Origin of the sequence: Marinomonas foliarum, assembly GCF_016906065.1 — a bacterium.
GTDB classification, from domain to species: Bacteria; Pseudomonadota; Gammaproteobacteria; order Pseudomonadales; family Marinomonadaceae; genus Marinomonas; species Marinomonas foliarum.
The window spans coordinates 213419-228307 of sequence record NZ_CP070273.1 but is presented as its reverse complement, the minus strand read 5'-3'; the positions used below and the strand labels follow the sequence as shown (position 1 = coordinate 228307).

The window sequence follows — 14889 nt, the reverse complement described above, 5'->3', positions numbered from 1 at the left end:
CCTCAGCCACACGGCATGTGTGGTGATGCTCTTTAAAATAGATAATCAGATAATTTGTGTGGGCGCTCGCTAGAGGCTTCAGAAGATTGTCCGGATTGGTTTTTAACTGATTCGAGATGATCAAAAAAATTGAAGTCTTGCGAAACGTCTAACACGTCAATTCGCTTTATGTTGGCTTATTGTTCTTAGGGATGATGAGTCGATTAAGTTATTGTTAGTGTAATAGATTTTGAGTAAGCAAACTTTTTAACTGAAGAGTTTGATCATGGCTCAGATTGAACGCTGGCGGCAGGCTTAACACATGCAAGTCGAGCGGTAACAGGGGAGCTTGCTCCTGCTGACGAGCGGCGGACGGGTGAGTAACGCGTAGGAATCTGCCTAGTAGAGGGGGACAACATGTGGAAACGCATGCTAATACCGCATACGCCCTAAGGGGGAAAGGAGGGGACTCTTCGGAGCCTTCCGCTATTAGATGAGCCTGCGTAAGATTAGCTAGTTGGTAGGGTAAAGGCCTACCAAGGCGACGATCTTTAACTGGTCTGAGAGGATGACCAGTCACACTGGGACTGAGACACGGCCCAGACTCCTACGGGAGGCAGCAGTGGGGAATATTGGACAATGGGCGAAAGCCTGATCCAGCCATGCCGCGTGTGTGAAGAAGGCCTTAGGGTTGTAAAGCACTTTCAGGGGTGAGGAAGGGTAGCTAGTTAATACCTAGTTATTTTGACGTTAGCCCCAGAAGAAGCACCGGCTAACTCTGTGCCAGCAGCCGCGGTAATACAGAGGGTGCAAGCGTTAATCGGAATTACTGGGCGTAAAGCGCGCGTAGGTGGTTTGTTAAGTCGGATGTGAAATCCCAGGGCTCAACCTTGGAATGGCACCCGATACTGGCAGGCTAGAGTACGGTAGAGGGGTGTGGAATTTCCTGTGTAGCGGTGAAATGCGTAGATATAGGAAGGAACATCAGTGGCGAAGGCGACACCCTGGACTGATACTGACACTGAGGTGCGAAAGCGTGGGGAGCAAACAGGATTAGATACCCTGGTAGTCCACGCCGTAAACGATGTCTACTAGCCGTTGGGTTGTAATGACTTAGTGGCGCAGCTAACGCAATAAGTAGACCGCCTGGGGAGTACGGCCGCAAGGTTAAAACTCAAATGAATTGACGGGGGCCCGCACAAGCGGTGGAGCATGTGGTTTAATTCGAAGCAACGCGAAGAACCTTACCTACTCTTGACATCCAGTGAACTTAGCAGAGATGCTTTGGTGCCTTCGGGAACACTGAGACAGGTGCTGCATGGCTGTCGTCAGCTCGTGTTGTGAAATGTTGGGTTAAGTCCCGTAACGAGCGCAACCCTTATCCTTATTTGCCAGCACTTCGGGTGGGAACTTTAAGGAGACTGCCGGTGACAAACCGGAGGAAGGTGGGGACGACGTCAAGTCATCATGGCCCTTACGAGTAGGGCTACACACGTGCTACAATGGCGTATACAGAGGGCTGCGAACTAGCGATAGTAAGCGAATCCCAGAAAGTACGTCGTAGTCCGGATTGGAGTCTGCAACTCGACTCCATGAAGTCGGAATCGCTAGTAATCGTGAATCAGAATGTCACGGTGAATACGTTCCCGGGCCTTGTACACACCGCCCGTCACACCATGGGAGTTGATTGCTCCAGAAGTAGCTAGCTTAACCCTTCGGGGATGGCGGTTACCACGGAGTGGTCAATGACTGGGGTGAAGTCGTAACAAGGTAGCCCTAGGGGAACCTGGGGCTGGATCACCTCCTTAAACGATAGAAACCTCTGGTGAGCGTTCACACAAATTATCTGATATATCTCTTTTATAAAGAGAGCTTGAAAAGCCGCTTCTTAGCGGTTTTTTTGTTTTTAACTTTCTGTTTTTAGTCTTTTGGCTAACGATAAAAAATTTCAAACAAATGAAATAATTGTGTTGACCTTGTTATGGTTATCTCTATAATACGCCACCACGATTTGAGGGAAGCTTTGCTATTAGCCTTCTTTCCAGCTTTAAACTTAGTGTTTAAGCTTGCTCTTTAACAATTCGAATTTTGAAATAACGATGAATCAAGCGTTAAACCGGTGGAAGTTCACTTTAACCTAGTGACTTCTATTATCGTAAATCCAAAGAGACACAAAAGCTCTTTGGTATGTGGTCTGATTTATGTTTCTACTTTTCCTTTTGGAATCGTAAAAAACTATTTTGGGTTATATGGTCAAGTGACCAAGCGTGCACGGTGGATGCCTTGGCAGTCAGAGGCGATGAAGGACGTGGTAATCTGCGAAAAGGTTCGGGGAGTCGATAAACAGACTTTGATCCGAACATGTCCGAATGGGGAAACCCACTCTACTTGTAGAGTATCCCACAGTGAATACATAGCTGTGTGGAGGCGAACCCGGGGAACTGAAACATCTAAGTACCCGGAGGAAAAGAAATCAACCGAGATTCCCTAAGTAGCGGCGAGCGAAAGGGGATTAGCCCTTAAGTGGTTTTGGTGTTAGTAGAAGGCTCTGGAAAGTGCCGCGATAGAGGGTGATAGCCCCGTATACGAAAACACCTTAATCATGAAAACGAGTAGGACGGGACACGTGTTATCCTGTCTGAATATGGGGGGACCATCCTCCAAGGCTAAATACTCCTGACTGACCGATAGTGAACCAGTACCGTGAGGGAAAGGCGAAAAGAACCCCTGTGAGGGGAGTGAAATAGATCCTGAAACCGTGTACGTACAAGCAGTGGGAGCGGACTTGTTCCGTGACTGCGTACCTTTTGTATAATGGGTCAACGACTTATTTTCAGTAGCAAGGTTAAGCACATAGTGGAGCCGTAGGGAAACCGAGTCTTAATAGGGCGTTTAGTTGCTGGGAATAGACCCGAAACCGGGCGATCTATCCATGAGCAGGTTGAAGGTTGAGTAACATCAACTGGAGGACCGAACCCACATCCGTTGAAAAGGCTGGGGATGACTTGTGGATAGGAGTGAAAGGCTAATCAAGCTCGGAGATAGCTGGTTCTCCTCGAAAGCTATTTAGGTAGCGCCTCGTATCTCACCATTGGGGGTAGAGCACTGTTTGGGCTAGGGGGTCATCCCGACTTACCAACCCCATGCAAACTCCGAATACCAATGAGTGCAATTACGGGAGACACACGGCGGGTGCTAACGTCCGTCGTGGAAAGGGAAACAACCCAGACCGTCAGCTAAGGTCCCAAAGTTACAGTTAAGTGGGAAACGATGTGGGAAGGCTTAGACAGCTAGGAGGTTGGCTTAGAAGCAGCCATCCTTTAAAGAAAGCGTAATAGCTCACTAGTCGAGTCGGCCTGCGCGGAAGATATAACGGGGCTCAAACTGTACACCGAAGCTACGGATGCTTAGTTTACTAGGCATGGTAGAGGAGCGTTCTGTAAGCCGTTGAAGGTCAAGCTGTAAGGCAGGCTGGAGGTATCAGAAGTGCGAATGTTGACATGAGTAACGATAAGGGGAGTGAAAAACTCCCCCGCCGGAAGACCAAGGTTTCCTGTCCCATGTTAATCAGGGCAGGGTGAGTCGGCCCCTAAGGCGAGGCAGAAATGCGTAGTCGATGGGAAACAGGTTAATATTCCTGTACTCGTACATATTGCGATGGAGAGACGGAGAAGGCTAGGCCAGCACAGCGATGGTTGTCTGTGTTTAAGGCGGTAGGTTTGGGACTTAGGCAAATCCGGGTCCCTTTAAGACCGAGAACTGACGACGAGCCCTCTTTTGGGCGAAGTGGTTGATGCCATGCTTCCAGGAAAAACTTCTAAGCTTCAGATATGATCGAACCGTACCCCAAACCGACACAGGTGGTCAGGTAGAGAATACCAAGGCGCTTGAGAGAACTCGGGTGAAGGAACTAGGCAAAATGGTACCGTAACTTCGGGAGAAGGTACGCCGGCCGGTGTGAAGGACTTGCTCCGTAAGCACTAGTCGGTCGAAGATACCAGGTGGCTGCGACTGTTTATTAAAAACACAGCACTCTGCAAACACGAAAGTGGACGTATAGGGTGTGACGCCTGCCCGGTGCTTGAAGGTTAATTGATGGGGTTAGCGCAAGCGAAGCTCTTGATCGAAGCCCAAGTAAACGGCGGCCGTAACTATAACGGTCCTAAGGTAGCGAAATTCCTTGTCGGGTAAGTTCCGACCTGCACGAATGGCGTAACGATGGCCACACTGTCTCCACCCGAGACTCAGTGAAATTGAAATCGCAGTGAAGATGCTGTGTATCCGCGGCTAGACGGAAAGACCCCGTGAACCTTTACTATAGCTTCACAGTGAACTTTGAACCTACTTGTGTAGGATAGGTGGGAGGCTTTGAAGTGCAGACGCCAGTTTGCATGGAGCCACTCTTGAAATACCACCCTGGTATGTTTGAGGTTCTAACTCAGGTCCCTTATCGGGATCGAGGACACTGTGTGGTGGGTAGTTTGACTGGGGCGGTCTCCTCCCAAAGAGTAACGGAGGAGCACGAAGGTGTGCTCAGCATGGTCGGAAATCATGCATAGAGTGTAAAGGCAAAAGCACGCTTAACTGCGAGACAGACACGTCGAGCAGGTACGAAAGTAGGTCTTAGTGATCCGGTGGTTCTGTATGGAAGGGCCATCGCTCAACGGATAAAAGGTACTCCGGGGATAACAGGCTGATACCGCCCAAGAGTTCACATCGACGGCGGTGTTTGGCACCTCGATGTCGGCTCATCACATCCTGGGGCTGAAGCCGGTCCCAAGGGTATGGCTGTTCGCCATTTAAAGTGGTACGCGAGCTGGGTTTAGAACGTCGTGAGACAGTTCGGTCCCTATCTGCCGTGGACGTTTGAGATTTGAGAGGAGCTGCTCCTAGTACGAGAGGACCGGAGTGGACGAACCTCTGGTGTTCCGGTTGTCACGCCAGTGGCATTGCCGGGTAGCTATGTTCGGACGGGATAACCGCTGAAAGCATCTAAGCGGGAAGCCTCCCTTAAGATAAGATCTCACTGGGACATAAGTCCCCTAAAGAGCCGTTCGAGACTAGGACGTTGATAGGTTGGGTGTGTAAGTGCTGTGAGGCATTGAGCTAACCAATACTAATTGCTCGTGAGGCTTGACCATATAACACCAAAGTGGTTTTGGATGAGAAAAGTGAAAGCTCAATCTCATCAAAATGACAAAGACACAGATACGATAAAGCATCAGCAATGATGAGCATCGGTTTAATACTTGATCCACGTTATTTCAAAACAGAATTGTTAAAGATCCAAGCACGTATTCGCGTGTTTTGAGACAAGTCGAAAGACAATGCAATCAACGCATAGCTCAAAACAATACGCAAAACGAATTGCTTGACGATCATAGAGGCGTTGAACCACCTGATCCCATCCCGAACTCAGAAGTGAAAAGCGCCATCGCCGATGGTAGTGTGGGAGATCCCATGTGAGAGTAGGTCGTCGTCAAGCTTTATATTTGAAAGTCCTAAATCATTATTAGGCAGTTGAAGATTTGGTTTTATTAGACAGTTGCTAATAGAACAAACCAGTTTTCTTGATGATCATAGAGGCGTTGAACCACCTGATCCCATCCCGAACTCAGAAGTGAAAAGCGCCATCGCCGATGGTAGTGTGGGAGATCCCATGTGAGAGTAGGTCGTTATCAAGATTTATTTATGAAGGCCCTGATAGCTGATGTTATCAGGGCTTTTTGCATTTCAAAGCTAGTTTCAGATACAAAGTATGAGAAGCTGAACCACCTGATTCCATCCCGAACTCAGAAGTGACTCTTTATTAGCCACAGGCGCTCGCCATCGCCAATGGTAGTGTGGGAGATCCCATGTGAGAGTAGGTCGTTATCAAGATTTATTTATGAAGGCCCTGATAGCTAATGTTATCAGGGCTTTTTGCATTCCAAAGCTAGTTTCAGATACAAAGTATGAGAGGCTGAACCACCTGATCCCATCCCGAACTCAGAAGTGACTCTTTATTAGCAACAGGCGCTCGCCATCGCCAATGGTGGTGTGGGGGATCCCATGTGAGAGTAGGTCGTTATCAAGATTTAATTAAGAAGACTCTGATTACGCAAGTAGTCAGGTTTTTTTTTGTTCAAAATAAATTTAACAAAGAAGGGCGCTTATTGTTGCCTGTTAGATATACTTTCTGGTCGATATCTAATAATTGAGGGAATGAATTCTGTTAACCTTATAGCCCTACACAGATAGCAGTGTGATGTTTAATGGAGTGTTTGCGATATGTCGCCTATATATAGTGTTATTATATTAACTCTTCTTGCCGGCTTGGCAATGCCTCTAGGGGCTTTGGTAGCCAATTTCGAACGCATAAAACCTCAGTGGCTAGAAACAGAATTAATGCATGGTGTTACGGCCTTTGGCGGTGGTGCTTTGTTGTCGGCGATTGCTTTGGTTCTTGTGCCAGAAGGTATTCCTCACTTTTCTCCTTGGTCTGCAGCTGTGTTGTTTTTATCGGGTGGCATGGCGTTTATGTGGCTTGATATTTGGTTATCTAAACAACAAACTTCTATGAGCCAATTAGTCGCTATGCTAGCAGATTTTATTCCTGAGTCTCTGGCGTTGGGTGCCGCGTTTGCGTTAGGAACCATTAACGGCGTGTTACTCGCTGGTCTGATTGCTATGCAAAACCTTCCAGAAGGTTTTAATGCTTTTCGTGAATTAAAGGCATCATCACCTTATCGCTCATGGACAATTATTTTTTTGTTTGTGTTGCTTGCTTTGTGTGGCCCGATAGCGGGTGTTATTGCCCATCTTTGGTTAGCCGAATGGCCAGTTATCATATCTGGTGTGATGTTGTTCGCATCAGGCGGTATTTTATATGCAGTGTTCCAAGATATTGCTCCGCGAGTTGCTTTAGAAAAACATTGGATGCCGCCAATGGGAGCTGTAATGGGTTTTGTGCTGGGGTTGTTTGGTTATATGTTAGTGCATTAGTTAAAAATGTATACAAAAATGGATATTTTGAAATATAGTTAGAGCTCTTTTTAAACCAATACAGGTAGTAGGGTTGTGCTCAGAATATTAAAAGATTTTAGTTTAAGTGCATTTGTTGCAGGGTTTGTGGCAGTGCTTATTGGTTTTGCGAGTTCCGTGGCAATCGTATTTCAGGCCGCTCAAGCGGCTGGCGCCGATTCTAGTATCATAGTGTCTTGGATTATGGCGTTAGGACTTGGTATGGGGGCAACCTGCTTCTTCCTTTCTTTGTGGTATCGTTCTCCTGTTATTACGGCTTGGTCAACGCCTGGCGCCGCATTGTTAGCGACGAGCCTAGGAACAATCAGTTATTCCGAAGCGATAGGTGTGTTTGTTTTTGCTGGCATACTCACTCTGCTAACTGGCATTTCTGGTCTATTTGATAAAGTCATGCGTTTGGTTCCTTTGCCTCTAGCTTGTGCCATGTTGGCTGGTGTTCTTTTTAAGTTTGGCCTTTCTATTTTCGATTCTATGATGAGTGATGTTTTCCTTGTGGGAATCATGCTTATGACGTATTTAGTGAGCAAACGACTTTTACCTCGCTATGCTGTGTTGTTTGTTTTGGTGGCTGGAATTGCATTTGTACTGGCGAGGTCCGATGGTAACTTAATGTCTGATGTTCCTTTCTCTCTTGGCGCGTTTGTATGGGTTTGGCCTGAATGGAATATTAGTGCATTAATTGGTATCGGTATTCCGTTATATATTGTGACTATGACCTCTCAGAATATTCCAGGTGTAGCTGTGATGCGCAGTAGTAGCTACCAAACTCCTGTTTCTCCACTAATTAGTTGGACCGGGTTTACTTCTATTATACTGGCGCCTTTAGGTGGTTTTGCTTTTAATTTAGCCGCGATTACGGCTGCCATTTGTTCTGGCGATGAATGTCACAAAGACCCTAAACGACGCTATATTGCTGGATTGTCTGCAGGCGTATTCTATTGGTTAGCTGGTTTAGCTGGTACGTCTGTGGTTGCTCTATTTTCGATTTTTCCTGTAACTATGATTGCAGCTTTAGCGGGTATTGCATTGTTAGGTACTATCGGTATGAATTTGAAAAATGCGATGGCGGATGACTCTAATCGAGAAGCGGCATTAATAACTTTTTTAGTGACGGTATCTGGTGTGTCCTTTGGTGGTGTTGCATCCGCTTTTTGGGGGATTTTGTTTGGCGTTATTTGTCTTTTGATATCTAACATTAAGTTCAAATAAGAAGAATTTTTATGGATATAATCCAAAGTATTAAAGAAGACATCTTAAACAATCATTTACCAAGAGGTATCCCATTAAGGCAGGCATATCTATCTACCCGATATGGTGTGAGTAGAATTCCTATTAGGGACGCATTGCAGGCCTTAAAATCTGAAGGTTGGCTTGTTCTGCACGGCAAAGCTGGAGTGATGATTCCTGATTTAAATTGGCAGGAGGCTGAGGATCTTTATTTAATGCGAGCTGAATTAGAATGCCTTTTATTCGAAATGGCATTTGAGTGTATCCATGATAAAGATGTCGCTAAGGCAAGGTTATTTTTATTAGAGTTGGATCAAGAATATGTTAGTTTGGTTAGTCGTGGTGAGCTGAATTGGTGCTTTCACAGTGCTTTGTATATGCCTGCCAATCGACCTACATTACTGCGAGTGGTTGAAGGATTGAACAAACAGGCGGTGCGTTATCTCGGGTTTCAATTTGGGCCTTTAGGATATCAAGCGAAAAGCCAAGATCAGCATGAAGAGCTCATTGCTTTGATTGAAGCTAGAGATAAAAATGCTGCACTTATTTTATTAAGGCAGCATATTGAAAAGGCTGGTGTTTTGCTCACTGGCTACCTGAAAAAGCTGGCTAGTGGCTAAGTGTTAGTGTTCTTGAGGTAAATATACGATCAGGCTGGCCCCACCTAAGCTAAGAGAAGATTCTTTTTTGATATAGCCTTGAGTGTCATTGGTTCTATGTGCTGAAGCTGATAATTCGGCAAAATACAGCCCTAGCCCTGTATTGCCTTCAAGAAACTCATCTGGTTCTTCCTCTATTGGTTTAAAACCTTGACCATCGTCTTCAATTGAAATGATTAGGAAGTTATTTTCTTGTTTTGCATTGATGGAAATTTTTGATTTGGCAAATCGAAATGCATTGTAGACCGCAGTACTTACAACGGCCGTCATTAGCCGTTCATCAAAAGTGCCTGTCAGGCCTGCATCACAATGATAGTTTAGTTCTAGGCTTCTTGCATTAGCGGATGGTTGTAGGGCAAATACTTGGTCGTCTAAGAACTCATCAAGTAAAAAAGTATCGACATGTAGATCATAGCCGTCAGATGCGAGTCTATATAAATATAAGTACTCAACCCACTCATCATTAAGTTTTTTGAGAGACTCTTCAATTAAAACGATTTTCTTTTGGTTTACATCTTTGCTTACCATCGAATCTTTCAGGCTTTGTAGTTGGTAAAGCAAAGTCCCCACCTGATTTTTGCTTTCGTGGATTGCGCTTGCCAAGATTGTGCTGATATCGATTTTTTTCATCTTTTAAATTCCAAAAGATTCTGCGTAGGTCGAACTTTGTTGTTTGGTTGGAGCTGTTGCTGCTCCTCCTTTGACTTCACTCAGCCATGCTTCAAAAATTTGCTTCGCTGTAAGTATGTCCTTATCGGCTAAAAATACATCGATCTCACAACTGTATGCTTTTGCCTTGTTATTAGGGTCTTCAAAGAAAGATTCGTGTACTTTTTTTAGTGTGCTGTCAAAGTTGTCCCTTTGCCTAGGTAGTAATGGGCCATTATCAGAGATACGAGCAAGGGACTCTAGATGATTTAGGTAAACTTCTGCGGTGTTATAACAAGAATACTTCGCTAAGAAAACAGCTCGTCTATACGACATCTCTGCCGTTATGCTGTCATTGAGTAATAAACTTATTTTGCCTAGTTCCATTTGACGTAGAATATTTTTTGGGGATCGTGCAATAGCTTCAACTAAAGTTGCTTGCGCTTCTTCTAGTTTTCCTTCTGCAACTTGGATCTTTGCTAACCAATCATAAGCGCTGACGAAAAAACGATTATCAAGCATCAGCTGACGAAAGCTTTGTTCTGCTTTTTCAAATTCGCCCATTAAAAAATAAGATTTACCTTTACCAAATAACGCCCATGGCATCTTTCGGCTTTTAACTGTTTTGTTAAATAAAGACAGTGCTTTATTGTATTCTTGTATTTCTAAAAAACTTTCACCAATGATACGTTCGCATTTCCCTGTCAAAGAGGGATGCTTTTCCATAACGGTTTTTGCTGAGGATATGGCGCTTTCATAATCGCCTTTATCCAGTGCAACATTGACGTCATATAATCTCTCTTTTGTTTCTAATAACTTGCTAAGTCGACGCTGCAAGCCTGCCTGAGAGAATGGTTTGGTGATATATCCATCAGGTTGATACTCAATCGCGCCCATCACCATTTCAATCGATGTTTCAGCTGTTACCATTAAGTAAGTGGCCGTATTTGGTATCAGTTTTGAATGTCTAACTTCTTCTAGAAGTTGTTGCCCGTCTTTGCCATTGCCAAGATTGTAATCAGACAAAATCACATCGAAACTTTTATTCTTTAGGAGTTCTATGGCTGTTTCCGCTTTCATGGCTATGTCTATGGAAGTGAAGCCGAAGTCTGTCAGCATTTTGCGCTGCATTATTCGAGCTTCTGCCATATCTTCTATGAGTAGAGCTTTTTTCTTTGAAAAGTCTTGTTGGGCCATAAAAAATTACATTCCATATCGAGCAATTATAAAAAGGACTTGTTTGGATTAATAATCAGATCTTCTGAAAAAATTTCGTCTTCTTCCGATGTTTGCTGAGGAATGGAGTAGGATTCACTTGCCCATGCACCCAAATCAATTAACTTGCATCTAGGGCTGCAAAAAGGACGGTCTGGATTCTCTTTCGACCAAGGGGATTTTTTTTGGCAAGTTGGGCAAGCAACTAACGAAGATTTATTGGTATCTGGCATGAATGAGACTCTAAATTTATAATGACTCTAGAATTTTTTGGTGCAATTTTAAGACTTTAGCATTCATATCATTAAGATTGCCAGCGTTTTCCAAGATGAAGTCCGCCTTCATAAGTCGTTCACTATTGCTTAGTTGTGCAGAGATTATTTTTTGTGCACTTTCTTTATCTACTTGATCGCGATTGATGACTCTTTGTATTTGAACGGTTTTAGGAACATCAATGACGATAACCTTTTTGCAGATAGCATCTTGCTTTGTTTCAAATAATAAAGGGTGAACAAGAAGTACGTATTCTGAAGTGGCGGCATGAAGCTGAGCTGCTACTTCATTTCTAATTGCCGGGTGTGTTAATGACTCCAGCCATGATCGCTCTAACGGAGCATCAAAAATAATCTCGCGTAACGCTCGTCGGTTTAGGGTTCCATCATTTGATAGAATTTGGCTACCGTAGCGTTGTTCAATTTGCTTGAGGCAGTATGAACCTGGTAATACAACTGATCTTGCAACATCATCTGCGTCAACGCTTTGAATACCAAGCTCATTAAAGCATTTCGCTATTGTACTTTTGCCTGAACCAATGCCGCCAGCAAGGCCAATGATAGGAATGGTATGATCTGTCATAGAGTTAAATAGAATACTAATAGGGATGAAATAGTTAAAAAAGGACCAAAGGCGATGTAGTCTAGGTTGCTTCTTTTTGAGATCACAGTGTATAGGATTCCACTTAAACTTGCACAAAGTAGCAAGACTGGAAGATGTAAGAGTCCAAGCCAAGCACCCAGAGCAGCTAAGAGTTTAGCGTCACCTAGCCCAATACCTTCTTTACCTCTAAATACTGTATAGAGCCAGTGTAGAGTATAAACTAAACCATACCCTGCCATCATGCCTAGAACGCTGTAATTTAGATTATTTGTAGATGTATGAAGCAATAATGCGCAAGCAAGCGCCAAAGTATTGCATTCATCAGGGATGAGCTTGTGTTCAATATCAATGACGGTCGCGGTAATTAATGCGCTAACTAGCAAGGTTAACAAGGTCAGCGAGTAAAAATCATCGAATAGCCACAAGAGAGGTAAGCAGCATAGTAAGTGTATGCTTTCGATAATAATATAACGAGAAGATATCTTCTGTTTGCAGTAGCGACATTTACCTTTTAGGGCGACAAAACTAAAGATAGGTATGAGGTCTTTATAGGTCAGGGGTTGTTTACAGTGAGTGCAATGAGAGCGTCTTCTATTGAACTGCATTGTTGATGAGCTGGTGAACGGTATATATAGTAGAAGGTGTGCCTCTTTTTTCCACAAATAGTGTTGTTTTGCTGGCCATCTTATTGTGTAGGCAGCAGAAAAACTCCCTATGCAAAGTGCTATCATACAATATAAAACCCATACCGATAGAGTTAAATCCATTTACGAAATCTCCATTAAAGGCGTATACAGAGAAACAAGTGCAGTGGCAACGACACTGCCTGCAATCACAAGACACAGAGCAGGAATAAATTTCTCTAAAATTGAGATGTTTTTTTGCCAGCGTTTCTCGTGCTCTTTAGCGGCTAAAACTAATGCTCTTTCTATATCACCATCCTGCTCTGCAGAGTGTAAGGCTATTGAAGATTCGTTAGGGAACCAGTGGAGAGGGAAGGTTTCTGCGTAGTTCTTGCCTAAACGAAGGGTGTAGTAGGCGGTGTAAATCTCGTTCTTTGTGGGGAGGTGCTGGAAATATCCAGGCATGTTTTTTAATGCCTGTTGTAATGTTAGGCCTGTTCTTCTGATGGTGCTTAACAAAGAAAATAATTTCGTCAAACGGAAATTGTTGCTGTATTTTTCTAGCCAATAGCATGCATGGCCTTGGTGAAGGCTACGTATAACGCCAATTTGGATAATGCTAAAAATTGCATAGATTGAAAGGTTGACTTTTAAGCTCGCTAGATAGGCGCCTGTTGACTGATCTTGCAAGATACGATTAACGATAAGGATGATGAAAGCAATTTGAATGACACTAAATGGATAGATAACAGTTTTCAGTAATCGTTGAGACCATTCAAGTAGTGATTTGAGTTGATGTATTGACACGCTTAGGCTTTTCTCGCAGTCCTCTCTTGTGCCCTGAGAATTAAGTAGCTGAGTGTAAGGCTCTGCTGAGTTTTGAGTTAATTTGCTTAATGCGTCATTAAAAGTTGTGCCTCTCTCCAGCTCTCCTAATATGGCTTGACTGATGCTAGCTATTCTGGAATTAGAAGAAGATAAAGCGAAATGCGCAATAGCTTGGTTAAGCTGTAGTCCTGATTGTAGGGCGCTTTGAATTTCTTCATAAAAAATTTGAAGTGATTTGTAATCAAATTTCTTAGGAGTCCATTCGGATATGGCTATTTGCCAATAGCCTTTGCTTATAGTGTGAAAAAGTATCTCTTGTTCCGAGTCTCCATATTTATAATCGACCTTCCCATTGATATGTGTGATTTTAAACCATGGCATATTTGGATTCACTATTCAGGTGAGGGTATGCTTCCCATAAAGAAGGGGATGAAATAAGCGTATCATAGTCTTTTGGAAGAGATGTTTCCCAAAGAGGTGATATTCCATGAAATACAGGGTGTTGAGATGTGCTTTTATAATGCATCGACTGGTGAATTATAAGTTTTAGCGAGCTTGCTAAAGAGAAAAAATCTACCTGCCAGCCATGGCATCGATGTATGGCGTCTAATGCTGAGTTTGTATGTAATGTTGCCAGTACAAGGTGTCCAGTTAGAGCGGCATTAACCGCGAGATTTGCAGTGATGGCATCCCTTACTTCTCCCACCATTATCACATCTGGGTCTTGCCTAAGAAATGATTTCAACAGCGTAGCAGAGTCCAGCCCGATAGCAGGGTTAGGTTCGCATTGAAACAAGCCAGTGATTTCATATTCCACAGGGTCTTCAATGGTGAAAATGGTTTTTTTGCCAGTATTCAACACATCTAGGCATGAATATAGAGTGGTGCTTTTTCCTGCACCAGTAGCGCCGCACACTAGAATCAAGCCGCTGGAATAATCTAAAGCAGAAGACAAGGCAGAATGAAGGTTGGGTTGTATGCCAATTTCATTTAGTGACAAACGGTTCTTATCTGGCAATAAACGCAGTGCGACTTTTTCGCCTTTAACAGTTGAAATTATGCTTACTCTAATAAAAGTACTGCGGTTTCTTTCTTCAAATAAAAACTGTCCCTCTTGTGTTCTTCTTGTTTCTGAAAGGTCTAAATTTGAACGCATTTTTATGCGATTGATCAAATTAGTTCCAATTGGCAGATCGATAACCTTATGCAAGGTGCCATATCGGCGTTGATAGACATGTAAGCCTCTATTGGTGTGCTCTAAATGAACATCTGTTGCATGTTGGTTAACCGAGTTAGAAATAATTTCCTCTAATGTCATAGCACACCTTCCGTTGAACTATCACATTGCAGAGGCAGTAGGTTAGGGTCTAAGTCCGAAAGGCACGTCCAGTTCCTACTACTATCACGGGAGTATCTAAGGTACTGGTTTTCATCAATGCCAGTATTGCTATTAAGCGTGAGGATTAGGCTTCCAGTCATTTTATTAGCGCTATCAACGGTAATGGACTTAGCGATAGACTTGTCTGCTAGTGAATTTTTGATGAGGTTGAATTCTGCTTTGTTTGGAAATGAGCCATGTAGAAGAATAAATTCTTCAATGACTGATTGGTGTTGTGTGGCAAGGTTTTGCGCTTCAATTAATTTCGCTTTTGCGATTTGCCGAGTAAACGTTGGTACAGAAAGGCTTGCTAAGATGGAAATTATGGCGATAACAACCATAAGTTCCAATAGGGTAAATCCGCGCATTAATTGGCGAGAAAGTAACATTCTTCACTCCTTGAAGATTTTTGATATTAGCGTCCTTGCTAATA

Annotated in this window: 11 protein-coding genes and 4 rRNA genes; 7 read left to right on the top strand and 8 right to left on the bottom strand. The window is 43.6% G+C overall.

What is annotated here, in order from left to right; all coding sequences use genetic code 11:
- Nucleotides 1–247 precede the first annotated feature (247 nt).
- The 7 genes from JSY38_RS01120 (at nucleotide 248) to JSY38_RS01090 (ending at nucleotide 8849) form a co-directional block, all read left to right on the top strand.
- Nucleotides 248–1787: ribosomal RNA gene (locus JSY38_RS01120) — 16S ribosomal RNA — on the top strand.
- Nucleotides 1788–2230: 443 nt separating this feature from the next.
- A 23S ribosomal RNA gene (locus tag JSY38_RS01115) occupies nucleotides 2231–5120 on the top strand.
- 229 nt (nucleotides 5121–5349) lie between these two features.
- Nucleotides 5350–5464, top strand: a 5S ribosomal RNA gene (gene rrf / locus JSY38_RS01110).
- An 84-nt stretch (nucleotides 5465–5548) separates the two neighbouring features.
- Nucleotides 5549–5663, top strand: a 5S ribosomal RNA gene (gene rrf, locus JSY38_RS01105).
- The 16S, 23S and 5S rRNA genes sit together here, the layout of an rRNA operon.
- 586 nt (nucleotides 5664–6249) lie before the next feature.
- Nucleotides 6250–6963, top strand: coding sequence for a ZIP family metal transporter (locus JSY38_RS01100; RefSeq protein ID WP_205114823.1), 714 nt, complete (start codon nucleotides 6250–6252; stop codon nucleotides 6961–6963).
- Nucleotides 6964–7038: 75 nt separating this feature from the next.
- Nucleotides 7039–8211, top strand: coding sequence for a benzoate/H(+) symporter BenE family transporter (locus JSY38_RS01095; RefSeq protein ID WP_205114822.1), 1173 nt, complete (start codon nucleotides 7039–7041; stop codon nucleotides 8209–8211).
- An 11-nt stretch (nucleotides 8212–8222) separates the two neighbouring features.
- Nucleotides 8223–8849 carry a GntR family transcriptional regulator gene (locus JSY38_RS01090; protein WP_205114820.1) on the top strand — a complete coding sequence of 209 codons (627 nt, stop codon included), beginning with the start codon at nucleotides 8223–8225 and terminating at the stop codon, nucleotides 8847–8849.
- Nucleotides 8850–8852: 3 nt separating this feature from the next.
- Here JSY38_RS01090 and JSY38_RS01085 read toward each other — a convergent pair whose 3' ends face one another.
- Genes JSY38_RS01085 through JSY38_RS01050 form a run of 8 tightly spaced genes read right to left on the bottom strand, consistent with a single transcriptional unit; the run spans nucleotide 8853 to nucleotide 14845 of the window.
- Entirely contained in the window at nucleotides 8853–9518 is a 666-nt protein-coding gene (locus JSY38_RS01085) for a sensor histidine kinase (RefSeq protein ID WP_205114818.1), read from the bottom strand.
- Nucleotides 9519–9521: 3 nt separating this feature from the next.
- The gene (locus JSY38_RS01080) at nucleotides 9522–10733 is read right to left on the bottom strand and encodes a response regulator (RefSeq protein WP_114413737.1); all 1212 of its coding nucleotides are present in this window, start codon (nucleotides 10731–10733) and stop codon (nucleotides 9522–9524) included.
- 26 nt (nucleotides 10734–10759) lie between these two features.
- Entirely contained in the window at nucleotides 10760–10984 is a 225-nt protein-coding gene (locus tag JSY38_RS01075; RefSeq protein ID WP_114413736.1) for a DNA gyrase inhibitor YacG, read from the bottom strand.
- Nucleotides 10985–11000: 16 nt separating this feature from the next.
- The gene (gene coaE, locus JSY38_RS01070) at nucleotides 11001–11606 is read right to left on the bottom strand and encodes a dephospho-CoA kinase (RefSeq protein WP_114413735.1); all 606 of its coding nucleotides are present in this window, start codon (nucleotides 11604–11606) and stop codon (nucleotides 11001–11003) included.
- Entirely contained in the window at nucleotides 11603–12394 is a 792-nt protein-coding gene (locus JSY38_RS01065; protein WP_205114816.1) for a prepilin peptidase, read from the bottom strand. Before JSY38_RS01065 ends, coaE begins: the two co-directional genes overlap by 4 nt.
- On the bottom strand, nucleotides 12395–13459 hold the full coding sequence (locus tag JSY38_RS01060) for a type II secretion system F family protein (RefSeq protein WP_205114814.1): 1065 nt from the start codon (nucleotides 13457–13459) through the stop codon (nucleotides 12395–12397). It abuts the gene before it with no gap.
- On the bottom strand, nucleotides 13446–14396 hold the full coding sequence (locus tag JSY38_RS01055) for a GspE/PulE family protein (protein WP_114413733.1): 951 nt from the start codon (nucleotides 14394–14396) through the stop codon (nucleotides 13446–13448). The genes JSY38_RS01060 and JSY38_RS01055 overlap by 14 nt, the downstream gene beginning before the upstream one ends.
- A complete protein-coding gene (locus JSY38_RS01050) occupies nucleotides 14393–14845 on the bottom strand; it encodes a pilin (RefSeq protein WP_205114807.1) in 453 nt (150 codons plus the stop codon). Before JSY38_RS01050 ends, JSY38_RS01055 begins: the two co-directional genes overlap by 4 nt.
- Nucleotides 14846–14889 lie beyond the last annotated feature (44 nt).